Raw genomic sequence first — 16,160 nt, 5'->3', positions numbered from 1 at the left:
GACTGAACCTCCGAAGGACGTATCTTCTAAGAGTGAACCTCCGACTGCTTGGTTCGTAGCTTGCTACTTTCCCATATTTACTTTATTTCAGATACAAAAAAACCGACTTAATGTCGGCTTATGTATGAAAGTGGTGGGCGCAGGAGGATTCGAACCTCCGACCGCCTGGTTCGTAGCCAGGTACTCTATCCAGCTGAGCTATGCGCCCACTTTCATTTTTTACTTGTTTATACTCTAAGCAGAGTGTGTAAAAGTGGTGGGCGCAGGAGGATTCGAACCTCCGACCGCCTGGTTCGTAGCCAGGTACTCTATCCAGCTGAGCTATGCGCCCACTTTTATTTTTTGCTTGTTTTAACTCTAAGCAGAGTGTGTAAAAAGTGCTGGAAGCAGGACGTATCTTATAAGAATGAACCTCCGACCGATTTGGTTATAAACCAAACACTTTAACTTGTTTATACTCTAAGTAGAGTGTGTAAAGAGTGGTGGGCGCAGGAGGATTCGAACCTCCGACCGCCTGGTTCGTAGCCAGGTACTCTATCCAGCTGAGCTATGCGCCCATCTTTACTTTTTACAAGACTCGCCATTAAAAGAAATGGTGGAGAGGGAGGGATTCGAACCCTCGATAGAGCTACAAACTCTATACTCCCTTAGCAGGGGAGCTCCTTCGGCCACTCGGACACCTCTCCGTCTTGTGGGGCGTATAATAAAGATTTCAGAAAATATGTCAAACACTTTTCTGCCAAATATGTCTATATGGTTATAGATTGCACATATGTTTAGTTTTAAAGTGTAATTAGTTTGAAAATTAAGCGGCTTATGTGTTTTTATCAGTAGGATTAACACCAAGCACTGGCACTAACTCATCAGTTAGATCAGCTAAATACTGTTCTTGGTAACCTAATTGTTGAAATTCAGCTATGCAAGCACGGTAATAAGCGTCCCGCTCTTGCTCTGAAGTATGCTCTTGCGGTGTATCATCGACCCGATTATCTTTCATATTATTATTCTGAGTCCTTTAAGAATCTACATTAAACCACTACAACCTAGTAGTATAAATTTCGTGCATATTTTAACTAAAATTTACACAAATACAACATATGTTTAAAAAACAACCATAACGAAAAGTTATATCACTGCTAGAAATAATACTAAAAGCCGATTAAAAACATAAAAGTTACAAACTGAATTTTACTTTGGCACCAGTAATAGCTGTATTTAAACTTTACTGAAGTACTAAGTTAACAAAAGAACGCAATCAACAAAGCAAAAAAAACGCCGCTATTAAGCGGCGTTTATTAACTTACTTTGTTCTACTAAAGCTTAATCAGCTTGCGGGCGCATATGCGGGAACAAAATAACATCTTTAATTGTTGATGAATCAGTAAATAACATGACTAAGCGGTCAATGCCAATACCTTCACCAGCAGTAGGCGGTAAGCCGTACTCTAGTGCGCGTATGTAGTCTTCATCGTAGTGCATTGCTTCATCATCGCCTGCGTCTTTCTCTTCAACTTGGCGAGTAAAGCGCTCAGCTTGATCTTGTGCATCGTTAAGCTCCGAGAAGCCATTTGCAAGCTCACGTCCACCAACAAAAAACTCAAAACGGTCGGTGACAAATGGGTTTTCATCGTTACGGCGAGCAAGTGGCGATACTTCCCACGGGTAGCCAGTAATAAATGTAGGTTGGATAAGCATATGCTCAGCCGTTTCTTCAAATATTTCACATAAAAACTTACCTGGGCCCCATACACAGTTTTCAGGAATTTTAACGTGCACTTGTTTAGCGTACGCTTTTAATTCTTCAAAGTGGTTTTCTGGGTCGTTAAATACCGCAGCATCAAACTCAGGGTTATACTTTAAGATAGCGTCAGCCATGCTTAAACGTGTAAACGGTTGGCCAAAGTCGTACTCTACTGAGTCGGTTACTTCGCCGTTTTCGTCTTTTGTTGTATTAATAACAATTGGGCTGCCCAATACGTTAGTTGCAACAGTACGTAGCATGTCTTCGGTAATGTTCATCAGGTCGATGTAATCAGCGTACGCTTGGTAGAACTCAATCATAGTGAATTCTGGGTTGTGACGCGTTGATAACCCTTCGTTACGGAAGTTACGGTTAATTTCAAATACGCGGTCAAAACCACCTACCACTAAACGCTTAAGGTAAAGCTCAGGCGCTATACGTAAGTACATGTCTATATCAAGTGCGTTATGGTGAGTCACAAACGGACGCGCAGATGCACCGCCAGGAATAACCTGTAGCATAGGTGTTTCTACTTCCATAAAGTCGCGCTCAGCTAAAAAGCGACGAATGCCTTCAACTACTTGTGAACGAATACGGAACGTTTCACGCGTTGCTTCGTTAGTAATTAAATCAACATAACGCTGGCGGTACTTAGTTTCTTGATCTGATAAGCCATGAAACTTCTCTGGTAATGGGCGTAGTGACTTAGTAAGTAGTTCGTACTCGGTCATTTCTACGTATAAATCGCCTTTACCTGATTTATTAAGTGCGCCTTTAACACCAATAATATCGCCAATATCTAGTTGACCATATTTTGCTTTTAAGTCTTTTTGCACATCTTTAGATGCGTAAGCTTGTACACGGCCTTTCATGTCTTGAATGGCCATAAAAGGACCACGCTTAGCAAGAATACGTCCTGCAATTGATACAACATGCTGAAGCTCTACTAATTCTTCTTTACTCTTATCACCAAACTCAGCCTGTAAATCAGCCGTGTAATGTTCACGACGGAACTGATTAGGATGACCGTTGGCTGGGCAATTTTCGCGAATAGCGTCTAATTTGCCGCGACGCTCAGCGATTAACTTGTTTTCGTCTTGGATTTGATCAGTCATTTTTTAGCTCTTTTTTAGCTTGGTGGTTATAGGCCAGATTTTAGGCTGGCTTCAATAAATTTGTCTAGGTTGCCGTCAAGTACCGATTGCGTATTACGGTTTTCAACACCAGTTCGTAAATCTTTAATACGTGCATCATCAAGTACGTAAGAGCGAATTTGGCTACCCCAGCCAATATCCGATTTTGCGTCTTCTTGAGTTTGCTTTTCAGCATTTTGCTGCTGAAGCTCAAGCTCAAATAATTTAGCTTTTAGCTGCTTCATTGCTTGGGCTTTATTTTTGTGTTGCGAACGCTCGTTTTGACACTGTACAACCGTGTTGGTAGGTACGTGGGTAATACGTACTGCCGATTCGGTGGTATTTACGTGCTGACCACCCGCGCCCGATGCACGGTAAACGTCTATACGTAAATCTGACGGATTAATATCAATTTCAATATTGTCATCTACTTCTGGGTATACAAACGCAGAGGCAAACGAGGTATGACGACGGCCACTTGAGTCAAACGGGCTTTTACGTACTAAACGGTGCACGCCTGTTTCTGTGCGTAACCAACCGTATGCGTATTCGCCAACAAAGCGCACTGTTGCGCCTTTAATACCGGCTACATCGCCATCAGTCGCTTCTACTAGCTCAACTTTAAAGCCTTTAGCTTCGCCCCAGCGTAAGTACATGCGCAGTAGCATATTACACCAGTCTTGTGCTTCAGTACCGCCAGAACCCGATTGTAAATCGAGATAGGCGTCGTTTGAATCGTGAGAACCTGAAAACATACGGCGGAACTCTAAACCTTCAAGCTGTTTATTTAAGCCTTCAAGCTCAGTTTGCGCTTCAACAAAGGTGTCTTCGTCTTCAGCTTCTATTGCAAGCTCAAGCAATCCTTCAACGTCGTCGGCGCCAGCCACTAAGTTATCGATTGTTTCAACAACCGCCTCTAGTGCTGATTTTTCTCGGCCAAGTGCTTGTGCACGCTCAGGCTCATTCCATACGGCTGAATCTTCAAGTTCGGCGTTTACTTCTTCTAAGCGTTCTTGTTTAAGAGCGTAGTCAAAGGTACCCCCGAAGCAGTTCAGTACGTTCGCGAATTTCCTTGATTTGATTAATCACAGGATTCACTTCAAACATGTACATTACTCCAAAATGGCTAGATTATTGCGCGCTAAAATTAGCTAATTACGCAATAAATTATCGTCAAATGATAAAAACGCCCGATTTTAACAAAAAACCACGCGTTTTATTAGCCTTTTGTGCCAGCATTATGCATATTTTTTAATGCACTTTTTCAAGCTCTCTTACTATTAATTGCAAGCTAAACTTACCTCTAAACTCGTTTATGTCGAGCTGATACGCCACTTTAACAAAACGTGCTTCGGTATCGGGCCATGCTTTTACATCAATACCAAAGGCAATGGCGTCAACTAATCGCCCTGATTGATGTTTAAGCACTAATTTTAAATGCTTTTCGCCTACAATACGTTGCTGAATAACTTCAAAGGTATGCTCAAATACCGGCTCTGGAAATTGCTGTCCCCATGGGCCTGATTGCTTTAACAGCTGAGCAAACTCCATCGTAAAGCATTCGTTTGGCAGCTCGCCGTCGGTAAATACAATACAGCGTTTGCTTTCTTCGCTAAGCTGAGCTGTTACCGCTGCCTCAAACGCTTTTTTAAAGTCGTTAAAGTTTTGCTCGTTAATACTCAAGCCAGCAGCCATTGCGTGACCACCAAATTTATTAATTAAGTGTGGGTCGGCGGTATTTAGCCCTTCGAGTAAATCACGCATATGCAGCCCTTCAATAGAGCGGCACGAACCTTTTATTTCGCCGTTTTCGCCACCAGCAAAAATAACGGTTGGGCGGTGGTATTTTTCTTTTAAGCGGCCAGCCAAAATACCAATAACGCCCTGATGCCAGTCATCTTGGTATAAACAAATAGCGTCTGGGATGTTATCGTCACTAAAGGCGAGTCTATCAAGTACGGCTTGCGCCTCAGCTTGCATGCCCTGCTCTATTTCGCGCCTAGCATGGTTTAAGCTATCAAGCTCACCGGCAATGCGCCTTGCTTGGTTTATATCGTTACTTAGCAAACACGCTATGCCCAAACTCATATCATCTAATCGCCCTGCGGCATTTAAACGCGGCGCTAGCGAAAAACCAAAGTCGCTTGCGCTTAAGCGCGCTGCATTTCGATTAGCTACTTCAATAAGTGCAGTAATACCCGGGCGAGTATTACCACTTCGAATACGCGCTAAACCTTGATGTACCAAGGTGCGGTTATTTGCATCAAGCGCAACCACATCGGCCACTGTACCCAGTGCAACTATATCGAGTAGATTAGCTAAATTTGGCGGTGGTTGCTGTTCAAAGTAGCCTTGCTCGCGCAATACGCTTCTAAGGGCAATAAGTAAGTAAAAGGCAACACCAACGCCTGCTATTGATTTAGACGGGAAGTTACACTCGTGCCTATTAGGGTTAACTATTGCATCAGCATTAGGGAGTTGCTCACCTTGTAAGTGATGATCTGTTACCAACACTTTTATACCCACCGCTTTTAAAATATCAATACCGGCAATACACGAAATACCGTTATCTACAGTGATAACCAGCTCAGGGTTTATTTGTACTATTTGCTCAGCCAATGCAGGGCTTAAGCCATAGCCTAAGCTAAACCGGTCTGGTATTAGGTAATCTAAATGCTTAAAGCCAAACATTTCAAGGCCTTGCATTAAGGTAGCTGTACTCGTTGCACCATCGGCATCAAAATCGCCAACAATTAAAATACGACTTTGCGCGTTTAGCGCATTTACTAAGAGCTCGCTTGCTTTGTCTATGTCTTTAAAGAGTTTGAAGTCGTGAAGTGTAGCGGCACTGTTATTTAGCTCATCAGCATTAATTACATTTCGCGTGGCATATATTTGTTTTATAACGGGGTGTAAGTTGCTCGGTAGGTGTGAGTCGTCAACGTTTTCTCGCGCAATGATCAGTTTTTTCATGCAATTGCTAACTTTTAAATTCAAAATAAAAAGACAAAAAAAGGCCATTACGGCCTTTTAATCAACGTAAGCGCCTTATTAAGACGCTTTGTTTGCCTCAAGCGCTGCTTTTAAAGCGGCTGCTGGCTGGTAACCTGGGATCATTGTACCATCTTCTAATACAATCGCTGGCGTACCGCTAATACCAAAGCTTTGGCCTAGTTGGTAATGCTCTGCAACCGGTGCACTACAGCCTGCAACGACTTTAGTATCTACGCCCGACTTAGCTTCTGTAAGCGCTTCTTGTTGATCGCGTGCACACCACACATTCATTAAATCAGCATAACCAGAACCTTGTAAGCCACCACGCGGAAACGCTAAGTAACGCACTGTAATGCCTGCGTCTAATAAGTCGTCTAGTTCGCGGTGTAATTTACGACAGTAACCACAGCTAATATCAGTAAATACGGTAATTTGATGCTGCTCATTTGGCGCTTTATAAACAATCATAGAATCTTCGTATTCTTTAACGCCTTCAACACGTACGCCATTTAGCGCTTGCTCTGTTAAGTTACTACGGTTGTTTAAATCGATTAGCGTACCTTGCATTAAAAACTGCCCGTCTGGGCTTGCGTAAAGTACACCTTTATTTGTAATTAGCTCTTTTAAACCGGCAACTGGGCTTGGATTAATTTGCTTAACCGTTACACCTAAAGTGGCAAATTTAGTAACAATAGGATCATCAGCACTTGGAGTTACAGCAACGCCATTTGCAAATGCACTAATACTTGTGCACAACATGGCACCTGCTAACATTAATTTTTTCATAACTTCTCTCTATCCTAAAAATACTTATAAACTGACCGGCTTAGTAATAAAAAATTTCAACTTAAGCGCGTGGATGATGCTGCGCGTGTACCGATTTTAACCGTTCATTAGCAACATGGGTATAAATTTGTGTGGTTGATAAGTCGCTGTGTCCTAGCATCATTTGTACCACACGTAAGTCAGCCCCATGGTTTAATAAATGCGTAGCAAAAGCATGGCGCATAGTATGCGGAGATAACGGAGACTCAACTGATGCCAAAATAGCATAGTGTTTAATTCTATGCCAAAAAGTTTGTCGGGTCATGCCTACACCACGCTTTGACGGAAACACAAAGTCGGTCGCGTGTTTTATCATTTGCGCGCGCCCACCTTTTAAAAATTGCTCAAGCCAATACATAGCCTCTTCGCCCAGTGGCACTAAGCGCTCTTTGTTGCCCTTACCTTTTACAAACACAACCGACTGCCGTAAATTTATTTGCTCCATACGCAGCCCTACAAGCTCGGTTACACGCAAGCCCGTAGCATAAAGTAGCTCAAGCATGGCTTTATCGCGCAGCCCCATTGGGTCTTCAATATTAGGTGCATTTAATAATGCTTCAACCTCAGCCTCCGAGAGTGTTTTAGGTAACGACTGCCCCGCTTTTGGCTGGGCAATATTAACCATAGGAGAGTCGGCTATTACTTTTTCACGAACAAAGTACTGATAAAAACGTTTTAACGCACTTATGCTGCGCGCGGTACTACGCGGCTTTAAACCTAAATCAACCCGATGCGCTAGGTAACTTTCAACATCTAGGCAGGTTACTGTCATTAAATTTTCGCCTTTTAAAAACTGGCAAAACTTATCTAAATCGCTGCGGTACGCGCTTAGGGTGTTTTCGCTAACACCTTGCTCTAAATACAAGCTATCTAAAAAGGTTTCTAAAAAGTCGCTATTGCTACTTAGCTCGGTATTTTGTTCAGGTAAATCGTCTGGTAGCGTTGTCACGTTGTGATCTCTTGTTGGTAATACCACGGTAGAAGGTATCAATTAAAAATACCTTACGGTAAACTGCGCCCTATCATAACAGGCAATTACACAGTGATAAATACGATGCAGATTGGTTTATTTTTTGGCTCTACTACGTGCTATACAGAAATGGCAGCAGAAAAAATTCGCGACATTATTGGCGCCGATGTAGTGACCTTACACAATATTAAAGACGAACCACTTAAAAATGCAGAGCAGTACGACTTTATCATCTTTGGTATTTCAACATGGGATTTTGGCGAAATACAAGAAGACTGGGAGTCTAAGTGGGACGACATAGCCGACGTAAACCTAAATGGTAAAACCATTGCTTTATTTGGCATGGGCGATCAGCAAGGTTACGGACAGTGGTTTCAAGACGCCCTTGGTATGCTTCACGATGAAATAAATACCCAGTCGTTTACGCAACTTGGCTTTTGGCCAAACGATGAAAACTACGAGTTTGAAGCTTCAAAAGCACTTACCCCTGATGGTAAATACTTTGTAGGACTTGCGCTTGATGAAGACAGCCAATACGAGCTAAGCGATGAACGCATTGCTAGCTGGGTTGAGCAAGTAATGACCGAGTACAGCGAAACACTATAAACCTATTTAAGCGCAGCTCTTGCTGCGCTTTTGATTATTTACTCTACGCGTTCCCAGTATTGATTTCGATAAAAAAAGCCAATGTAGCCACGAACCTCTAACGTTTTACCGTCGTTTTGCGGCGTTAACTGCACAGTGTAAGTTTTGCCATTGGTAGGGTCGAGTATTTCGCCATCTCCCCAAACGCCATCATCTTCAGGTTTTACATCCGTAATAATGGTCATACCTAAAATAGGCTGATTTTTTAATGCGCCATCGCACTCTTTACAAATGCCATCTTGCTTAGCTGGGTCTAAAATAGAGTCTACCTTGCCGCTTAGTACATTGTTGTTTTGTGTAATGCGTACGTACGATTTAGCTTCGTTTGTATCCTCATCAATGGTTTTCCAAAGCCCTACAGGGCTCATATTTGCAAACGCACCTTGGCTTACAAATAAAGCCGCCGCGAGTGTACTTAGTAAAGATAGTTTATTTAACTTTTTCATAGTGTTGCCTTAATTAAAATGGCGAATAAAGCAATAATACCAGCTGATTTATAAACACACTATGAAATTAAATTGCTAATTAGGTACATAAAAAGTAAAAACCAAGCCCGCTTTAGCGCACTTGGTTTGTAAATTGACTAGTAGTTTACTTTTAACGTACGCGTTTAAAGTGCGTAATTAAAAGTCACGTATCTCTACACTTGAGCGGTTAAACTCAAACCTATTAATTTTGCCGCACTGTGCTACATGATTAGTACTAGCGTATGGAGTATTAGCTTGGTTTATATCACCCTCCCACTCTTGGCCATTTTTTATAAATGCTTTTAGTTCAAACCAACCGTTAACGGCTTTACTGCAATCCATATCAACATCAAGCATCCAGTAGTGCTCACCCCATATATTAAGCGGTGTAATACCAAAGCCATCTACTGTTACCGATTTTTGGGCGCCATATTCACTTGGCCATATATTTGTAGTCCAATCCATGGCAGTGCCTTGCGCTTCACTGCTTTGGCCTTGCTCAATTGCGTACCAATCTAGGTAGTTATCGTTTGCTTTCCAAGGCGTTGTGGTGTTGTTTTTTAGATTGTTATGGCGAATTGGCATAGCACATTCAACATTTGTCGTTTGGCAGTTTCTAGCAAGGTTTGTATTTGCATAAGCATGCCCTATTCCACCGCGAACAAACATATCTTGCCCGCTTTGTGTTTGTGCATTGATAAAAACAACGGTTCTTTGCCAATCCGCCCCGTTATTAGGGAGAGAGCCTTGCGTTAGTTTAGCGTTTTTATGAATTGCTATGGCATCCCAAGGCGCCACATTTAATTTAATAGTACCGTTACTATTAACAGTTATAACCTCTCCACTACAGCTTGTAGCATCACCAGAAAGCTCACCTTTTAATACATTACAATATTGACCGGGTGCCATATCTGTTTGAATTGTTGCATTAAGCGTTGAGTCTTCTTTATTAATTGCCATATGACCTGAGCTACCTCGGCCAAATGCAATCTGATTATTGGTGTTATCCCACCAGTTTGTTACTGCCCAATTGTCGGCAGTGTTATTTCTAAAATCGACACCACCAGCAATATAAGACCAGCGATGCTCGCACTTCCAGTTACTTGCAAAACATTCTAGGTTACCATTATTGTGCACCGGTACACTTGGCCCCCCCGCATCGGTATCACCATGAAAATCATAACTCGACATCACTTTTGGGTACCCATACGGATACGCCAACATAAATACATTAGCTAGGTCGTATAAACGCCCATCTTCAAAGGTAATTACATTACCTGCCCCACCATGCCCACGCTGATTGTCGTGATTATCAACAAATACTACTGCTGATGAACTAGGCATAAAGCCCCAGCCTTCACCAAAGTTACTTAGCCACGCAAGCGAGCCGTTTCTAAAGGTATTACCAAGCTGCGTACTGTATTTAAACTCGGTAACAAGGCCAGTACTTAAATACTCTGAGGCATCTACCGCTTCTGTGCCTTGATCTATCACCTCATGAAACACCACTGGCGAGCCATTTATTTTTGCCATTAAACTTTGAATATCACTTGCAGCAACATGCTTAGCAGCATCAAACCTAAAACCCTTAACACCAATTGCTTGAAGGTCGTTAATATAGGCCGCTAACGTATTTTGTACATAATTTGAAGAAGTGTTTAAATCGGCAAGCCCTACTAGCTCACAGTTTTGAACCCGGTAACGGTTATTACCGTAATCTTCTGGATTTATTGAACAGCTTTCGTGAAAATCTTGTGGGCTATAAATAGGATATTGCTTATTGCCAAAAGTGTTACCTGCGGTGCCAGTACCACTGCCTGCGGCCATATGGTTTATTAATGTATCAACGTATATATCTACACCTGCCGCATTACATCGATTAACCATATCTATAAACTGCGAGCGGTTACCGCCACGGCTTTGCAGTTGGTAGCTCACAGGTTGATAGCGAGTCCACCATTGGTTACCTATAATATGCTCGTTAGGTGGCGATACCTGTACAGCAGCGTATCCTTTGGGCCCTAAAAACTGTTCGCATTCTTGGGCTACATTTTGCCAGTTCCATTCAAATAAATGCACAAATGTTGTAGGTGCAGCCGATACTAAGCTTGGTAAAGTTAAACCGAGGCTTAATCCGGCAGTGGTGATCATTTTATTCAGCTTCATAGTGTGTGTTCCAAGTGTTGAGCGAGCTAAACTGCATGCTCGGCATTATTTACAAGTGGTTAACACTAGTCTGAGGATTGATTAAATAAAAACTGAATACGTATGCATAATGGGTAAATTATCCTTTATCATTAGATAATCAAAAATTTAAATAATATAAATAACCATAGTCAGAGGGAGGATTTTGCAGAAGGGTAAAAAATTCTAATACTAAAAGTTTTACTGGGATTTAAGAGTCGCGTTTTAAGACTTAATTTGCACTAAATCAAAATCAGCCATGCCAGGCACAATGGCTTGCAGCCGAGATTCAGTTATATCGAGTGCATTTAAACACTCGCAGTATTCAGAGGCTTTAAGCTCTAACTGATGTGCTTTTTTTTGTAATGATTTATCAATCTCTTTAGAGATAATATCCATCCGCTGACCCATATCGTTAATACGGTCTTCAATGTTACCTTCACGCGATTTAAAAGCATCACCGAGAGAGACCAAAATAGCCCCTAACGAACCATGTACTGCAGAATGAATTTGTTGGCTTATTTCTTTAGTAAAAAAGTCATCTATTTGTGAAAGTGATTGAGGCGCAATAAAAAAGAAATCATCCCCGCGCTTAAACTTGTCCATTAGCGCGCGTTCTACGTACTGGAGCTGGGTTTTAAGTACTTCTGGCTCTTTATCAGACATCCCCTCCACCACGTGTTCAATAGCACTTAAACCTAAGTTAACACCATCAGTAGCAAGGTTAACCAGCTCAGGTACTGTATGACGAATGCCATTACTAAATTGCTCAAGTACTTTGCTTTCGTCATCACTTAAATCAACCCAGTAACCTCGTATAAATAGTTGGTTATTGTTATTAATTTGAACGCGGGTTTGGCCCTTGTCGAGGATACGTATTACATCGTCAGTTATAATTAAACCGTGACTTAGTTCAACGTCGCATTGGGCTTGAGCAAATACAGTGCAGCTTGAAAGTGCCATGGACAACGCAAATATCGAACGAGATAGAAACGCCATAAACACCTCAAAAAGACTAAAATGGAAGGCGAGTAGGTTAACAAAAAACCAACTTTATGCAAGTAAAAGTACAGCTATCTATCCCTAGCACAGTAAAACACCGAGCGTAAAAACACTCGGTGTTTTGCTTTATAACTTAATAATAATTTAGTTGCTAAGCTTTATATTAAATTGGTGACCCCGGAGGAATTGGTAAAGCGTTAAAGTTGCTTGGCCATTCGCCTTTAGTTAAAAACAATTTAATTTGTTCAGCTAAAAATTGCTTAAATGCACTTTCGCCAGTACTTGTGTGGCTTAACATTGAATTTTGATTAAAGTCTTCGCTTAGTGTTACTAAATAGTAATGTAGCTGCGCTTGTACCTCTGGGCTTACGTTATTGCTAGCAACTAAATCAGCAAATGTTTTAGCCGTTAAATACTGTGTGCGCTGAGTAATTTTACCTGCCATAGTATTAGGAGAAGACACATTAAACACTTGATCATATAGCTGCTCTAGCATGTTATCTAAACTATAAAAATCGTTACTACGTGCTTGTTGTTGTGCTAAGCGATTTAAACGCTGCGGGTTTAGCAAAAGCGATAAGCTATGCTGAATAGCCACTTCAGGCAGAGCCATTGCATCAAGTGTTAAACCTGTACGCCCTATTATGCTTTCGCGCGATTTAGACTCTCCATATGCCTTTGGAGGAATAAGCGACAGTACCGATTCGGGCAGCAATAAATTGACTGGCTTAAGTGTGGCAACAAGAGCATTTACAGCCTCTTGTTGCAGATTTTTAGCAACCACTTGCGCACCTTTTATAGGTGCGTTGCTACGTGTTTCGTACTCGTAATTAACACCAGCAATTAACTTAACTGCACTCTCCACTTGATAGCGATGAAATAAATAAAGCGGCACTAGTTTTTCTTCTAATTGCGAGAGTGCATCACCTGTTTTAATGTTATTTATTCCAAACTGCGCAAGTGCTTTTTTGCGAACGTCGAGTACTCTTAATAACTCTTTTGATGGGTTTGTACCGTTATCCCATAAATGGGCCGTTGGATGCGCGCCACCTTTTGCTCGCGCGTCGCTGTCGGATATAAACTCAAGGCCTTTGGCTTTATTCTCTTTTAATATTGCTGCCAGTTCAGCGCTTTCGTCTTGGTTAGTAAAATCGCTGTAGCCATATTTAATAACTTGAGTATCCCATGCGCCCATACCTTTTGCGTAGCCACGGGTTACATCTAGGCTTCCTTGATCGTTAAAGCTAAGCAGTGGATGCGGGTAATCCATAACAGAGGCTCTATCGCCTACTGATGCGGCAAAGTTATGAGAAATCCCTAACGTATGGCCAATTTCGTGAGCACTTAATTGGCGAATGCGATCAAGCGCCATCGCCTGTAAATTTTTAGCGGCTTCATTACCTTCTAAGTAAGGCGCACTAAGCGCTTCGGCTATTAATATATCTTGACGAACGCGCAGTGAACCAAGCGTTACATGGCCTTTTAGTATTTCACCCGTGCGAGGGTCAATTACAGAGCTTCCGTATGACCAACCACGTGTAGCACGGTGCACCCACTGAATAACGTTATAACGAATATCCATAGGGTCTGCATTACTTGGCAGTACTTTTACTATAAATGCGTTTTTATATCCTGCGGCACTAAATGCGTCATTCCACCATTTACCACCTTCTAATAAAGCGCTTTTAACAGGCTCAGGAACGCCGGGATCTAGGTAGTAAACAATAGGTTCTACAGGTTCGCTAATAGGTAAACTTGGATCTTTTTTAGCTAAGCGATGACGCGGTATATAGCGTACAAACATAGACTCACCAAGCGCCGCTGCATAGTCTTTATGCTCAATACTCCAAAAGCCAGATTGCGGATTAAATTTGCGTGGTGTGTAGTTATCATCAGGTAATTTAATCAATGAGTGATGCATATGCACAGTAAGTGCATAAGGGTCAGCACTTACTTGGCGAACAAATTCACCTGGCTTTGTGCCCTTAAAGGTGAGTACCGCTTCAAGTTCGGTGTTTTTTACGAATGCCTTTGAGCGTTTTATATAAACGGCACTTCGTGCTTCATCAAGGCTAAAGTTACCTTGTTTACGCGCAGCAAGCTTTCGGCTTACACCGTGCACATCACTTAATAAATACGGTGTATAGTCAATTAATGCAGCTGTTTTATCTTGCGCAACGACTTTAAAGCCTGCAAGTATACTTGATGCAAACGCTTCTTTAATACTTTGCTGCTCGGCTTTATTAGTAGTGTTAGCACGGTAGTAAGTGTTTACAGCGCGTAGCATGACTTTATCGCCAAAACGCTCAAATTGTACGAGGTGAGTATTTCCAAGCTGGCCTCTATCAAGGCCTATATCGTTTGAGCCAATACCGTATGGCAAGCTTTGCTGAAGTAAAAATTGTTGTTCAAATTTATCTACTTTTAAATAAACTTTGCCGTTTTGCGTATCGTAAAAAAACGAATAGTAGCCCGGGAAGTGATTCATTTGCGTAGTAAATTCATCAATTGACTTAATTGCTGCGTGCGCTTGAGTTATGATAGTGCACAGCACAGTAAAGAATATGTAACTTATTAGTGGTATTTTTTTCATAATCTTATCTTTGTTATTGGCGTTTTAAGTATGATTAGGTGGCCCCATTATAGGGTGCTATTTAAACAATACAGTTATTTAAGACGAAATTCAGCGCACTTAGTTAATCTCTCTCACATTTATGATTAATTAGTACACGTTATCAGGAAAATAAAATGCGTAGACTCCCTCCAGTATTATTAGAAGACGGTTGCCCAAGAGAACTTTTGTCGTTAATAAGAACCATTTTAGCGGCATGTAAAGAAATCTCGTTTCGTGTTGGCCAAGGTGCGCTTTCTGGCGTATTAGGCTCAACGCTCGATGAAAACATTCAAGGCGAAACTCAAAAAAAGCTCGATGTATTATCTAACCAGCTTTTAAAAGATATATTACTGGAGTCGGGCAACGTTAAAGCAATTGCCTCTGAAGAAGAAGATTACACCGTTGCCGGCAATCAGGATGCGAAATACATTGTTGCATTTGACCCACTTGATGGCTCATCAAATACGGATATAAACTCGCTGGTTGGTACTATATTTTCGATTATGGAAGCGCCTGAAGGCTCAGACGCAGCCGATCAAAGCATATTTATGCAGCCTGGCCACAAGCAAGTTGCAGCAGGCTATGTACTTTATGGCCCATCAACTATGCTTGCACTTACGACAGGTAAAGGCACGCGTATGTTTACGCTTGATAAAACCCAAGGTAGCTTTTTACTAACAGAAGACTTTGCCACTATACCTGCTGATACCAACGAATTTGCTATTAATGCATCAAATCAGCGCCATTGGCAGTCAGCTATGCAAAACTATATAAATGATTTGTTAGAAGGCGATACAGGTCCGCGTGCTAAAAACTTTAATATGCGCTGGATTGCTGCCATGGTTGGTGACGTGCACCGTGTGCTTAGCCGTGGGGGGATATTTACTTACCCTACTGATACTAAAGATCCAAATAAACCAAATAAGTTGCGCTTACTTTACGAGGCAAACCCAATGGCCATGCTTGTTGAGCAAGCCGGAGGTATAGCTTCAACAGGTACCGAGCGCATTATGGATATACAGCCTGATGCAATCCACCAGCGTGTAGCCGTTATTTTAGGTTCAAAAAACGAAGTAGAAACGTGCTTGGGATATCATAAGTAAACACGTTATCAGCTATAAAAAATACTAAAACCGCATTTTATTAGATGCGGTTTTTTTATTGTATATTCGCTACATACAACTGCAATAAACTCGCATCTAAAGATTTGTGTCAGACTAAATCTAGCCCTTTAATAATGCTAATAACTGTTCAAGCTTTTTGTGGCTAAGTTCTCCCATTTGCTCGCTATTGCTTAGCGCATAAATAACGCCTTCATGCTCGGCGCAATTTATATCATCTCGCGATTCAATTACATTTGCCCAAAGCTCTATATCGTCAATATCAATTTCTTTGTTTAAACAACGCGTAAGTACGTCAATTAGTACAGGCTGTGTGAGTGTGTATAGGTATGTTTGATTGCTCGACGCAGTTGAAATAATCACACTTATGGCGCTATCTCTTTGCTCGCCAAATGTAATAAATTCAGCCAATGCTTTTTGTATATTCATAATATTTGTTATTCTTGCTGCTCTACTGTTGATAA

The 16,160-nt window shown here is 41.5% G+C and carries 13 protein-coding genes and 4 tRNA genes; 2 read left to right on the top strand and 15 right to left on the bottom strand.

Annotation, left to right across the window (positions count from 1 at the left end):
• Positions 1–131 precede the first annotated feature (131 nt).
• The 10 genes from J8L73_RS18280 to xerD form a co-directional block, all read right to left on the bottom strand.
• Positions 132–208 (bottom strand) — tRNA-Arg (locus J8L73_RS18280).
• Positions 209–254: 46 nt separating this feature from the next.
• Positions 255–331: transfer RNA gene (locus J8L73_RS18275), tRNA-Arg, on the bottom strand.
• A 149-nt stretch (positions 332–480) separates the two neighbouring features.
• A tRNA-Arg gene (locus J8L73_RS18270) sits at positions 481–557 on the bottom strand.
• 36 nt (positions 558–593) lie between these two features.
• A tRNA-Ser gene (locus tag J8L73_RS18265) sits at positions 594–686 on the bottom strand.
• 128 nt (positions 687–814) lie between these two features.
• Positions 815–997, bottom strand: coding sequence for a hypothetical protein (locus J8L73_RS18260; protein ID WP_211000418.1), 183 nt, complete (start codon positions 995–997; stop codon positions 815–817).
• A 323-nt stretch (positions 998–1,320) separates the two neighbouring features.
• Positions 1,321–2,856: a lysine--tRNA ligase gene (lysS, locus tag J8L73_RS18255; RefSeq protein WP_211019215.1), complete on the bottom strand. Its 1,536-nt coding sequence runs from the start codon at positions 2,854–2,856 to the stop codon at positions 1,321–1,323.
• Between the two features lie 26 nt (positions 2,857–2,882).
• Positions 2,883–3,981 (bottom strand): peptide chain release factor 2 gene (gene prfB / locus J8L73_RS18250; RefSeq protein ID WP_211019213.1). Its coding sequence is split into 2 segments (ribosomal slippage): positions 2,883–3,905 and positions 3,907–3,981, totalling 1,098 coding nucleotides; the frame shifts between segments, so codons are not numbered across the junction.
• Between the two features lie 144 nt (positions 3,982–4,125).
• Positions 4,126–5,847 (bottom strand): single-stranded-DNA-specific exonuclease RecJ, encoded by a 1,722-nt coding sequence (gene recJ / locus J8L73_RS18245; RefSeq protein ID WP_211019211.1) that lies wholly within the window; start codon positions 5,845–5,847, stop codon positions 4,126–4,128.
• A 78-nt stretch (positions 5,848–5,925) separates the two neighbouring features.
• Positions 5,926–6,654, bottom strand: coding sequence for a bifunctional protein-disulfide isomerase/oxidoreductase DsbC (dsbC, locus tag J8L73_RS18240; protein WP_058549513.1), 729 nt, complete (start codon positions 6,652–6,654; stop codon positions 5,926–5,928).
• A 61-nt stretch (positions 6,655–6,715) separates the two neighbouring features.
• Entirely contained in the window at positions 6,716–7,642 is a 927-nt protein-coding gene (gene xerD, locus J8L73_RS18235; protein WP_211019209.1) for a site-specific tyrosine recombinase XerD, read from the bottom strand.
• A gap of 105 nt (positions 7,643–7,747) precedes the next feature.
• On the opposite strand from xerD, the gene fldB reads away from it, so the two are divergent.
• Complete coding sequence (gene fldB / locus J8L73_RS18230; protein ID WP_211019217.1) at positions 7,748–8,269, top strand: flavodoxin FldB; 522 nt, start codon at positions 7,748–7,750, stop codon at positions 8,267–8,269.
• Positions 8,270–8,307: 38 nt separating this feature from the next.
• Here fldB and J8L73_RS18225 read toward each other — a convergent pair whose 3' ends face one another.
• The 4 genes from J8L73_RS18225 to J8L73_RS18210 form a co-directional block, all read right to left on the bottom strand.
• The gene (locus J8L73_RS18225) at positions 8,308–8,754 is read right to left on the bottom strand and encodes a DUF2147 domain-containing protein (RefSeq protein ID WP_211019207.1); all 447 of its coding nucleotides are present in this window, start codon (positions 8,752–8,754) and stop codon (positions 8,308–8,310) included.
• 177 nt (positions 8,755–8,931) lie between these two features.
• Positions 8,932–10,941 (bottom strand): alpha-amylase family protein, encoded by a 2,010-nt coding sequence (locus J8L73_RS18220; protein ID WP_211019205.1) that lies wholly within the window; start codon positions 10,939–10,941, stop codon positions 8,932–8,934.
• Between the two features lie 243 nt (positions 10,942–11,184).
• Positions 11,185–11,958 carry a YggN family protein gene (locus J8L73_RS18215; protein WP_211019203.1) on the bottom strand — a complete coding sequence of 258 codons (774 nt, stop codon included), beginning with the start codon at positions 11,956–11,958 and terminating at the stop codon, positions 11,185–11,187.
• 166 nt (positions 11,959–12,124) lie between these two features.
• Entirely contained in the window at positions 12,125–14,554 is a 2,430-nt protein-coding gene (locus tag J8L73_RS18210; protein ID WP_211019201.1) for a zinc-dependent metalloprotease, read from the bottom strand.
• Positions 14,555–14,709: 155 nt separating this feature from the next.
• On the opposite strand from J8L73_RS18210, the gene J8L73_RS18205 reads away from it, so the two are divergent.
• Complete coding sequence (locus J8L73_RS18205; RefSeq protein ID WP_211019199.1) at positions 14,710–15,678, top strand: class 1 fructose-bisphosphatase; 969 nt, start codon at positions 14,710–14,712, stop codon at positions 15,676–15,678.
• A 120-nt stretch (positions 15,679–15,798) separates the two neighbouring features.
• Here J8L73_RS18205 and J8L73_RS18200 read toward each other — a convergent pair whose 3' ends face one another.
• The gene (locus J8L73_RS18200; protein WP_211019197.1) at positions 15,799–16,125 is read right to left on the bottom strand and encodes a hypothetical protein; all 327 of its coding nucleotides are present in this window, start codon (positions 16,123–16,125) and stop codon (positions 15,799–15,801) included.
• Positions 16,126–16,160 lie beyond the last annotated feature (35 nt).

Origin of the sequence: Pseudoalteromonas sp. MMG006 (assembly GCF_018101025.1) — a bacterium.
GTDB lineage: Bacteria > Pseudomonadota > Gammaproteobacteria > Enterobacterales > Alteromonadaceae > Pseudoalteromonas.
The sequence above is the reverse complement of the archived record's forward strand: the minus strand, read 5'-3'. Positions and strand labels throughout refer to the sequence as shown.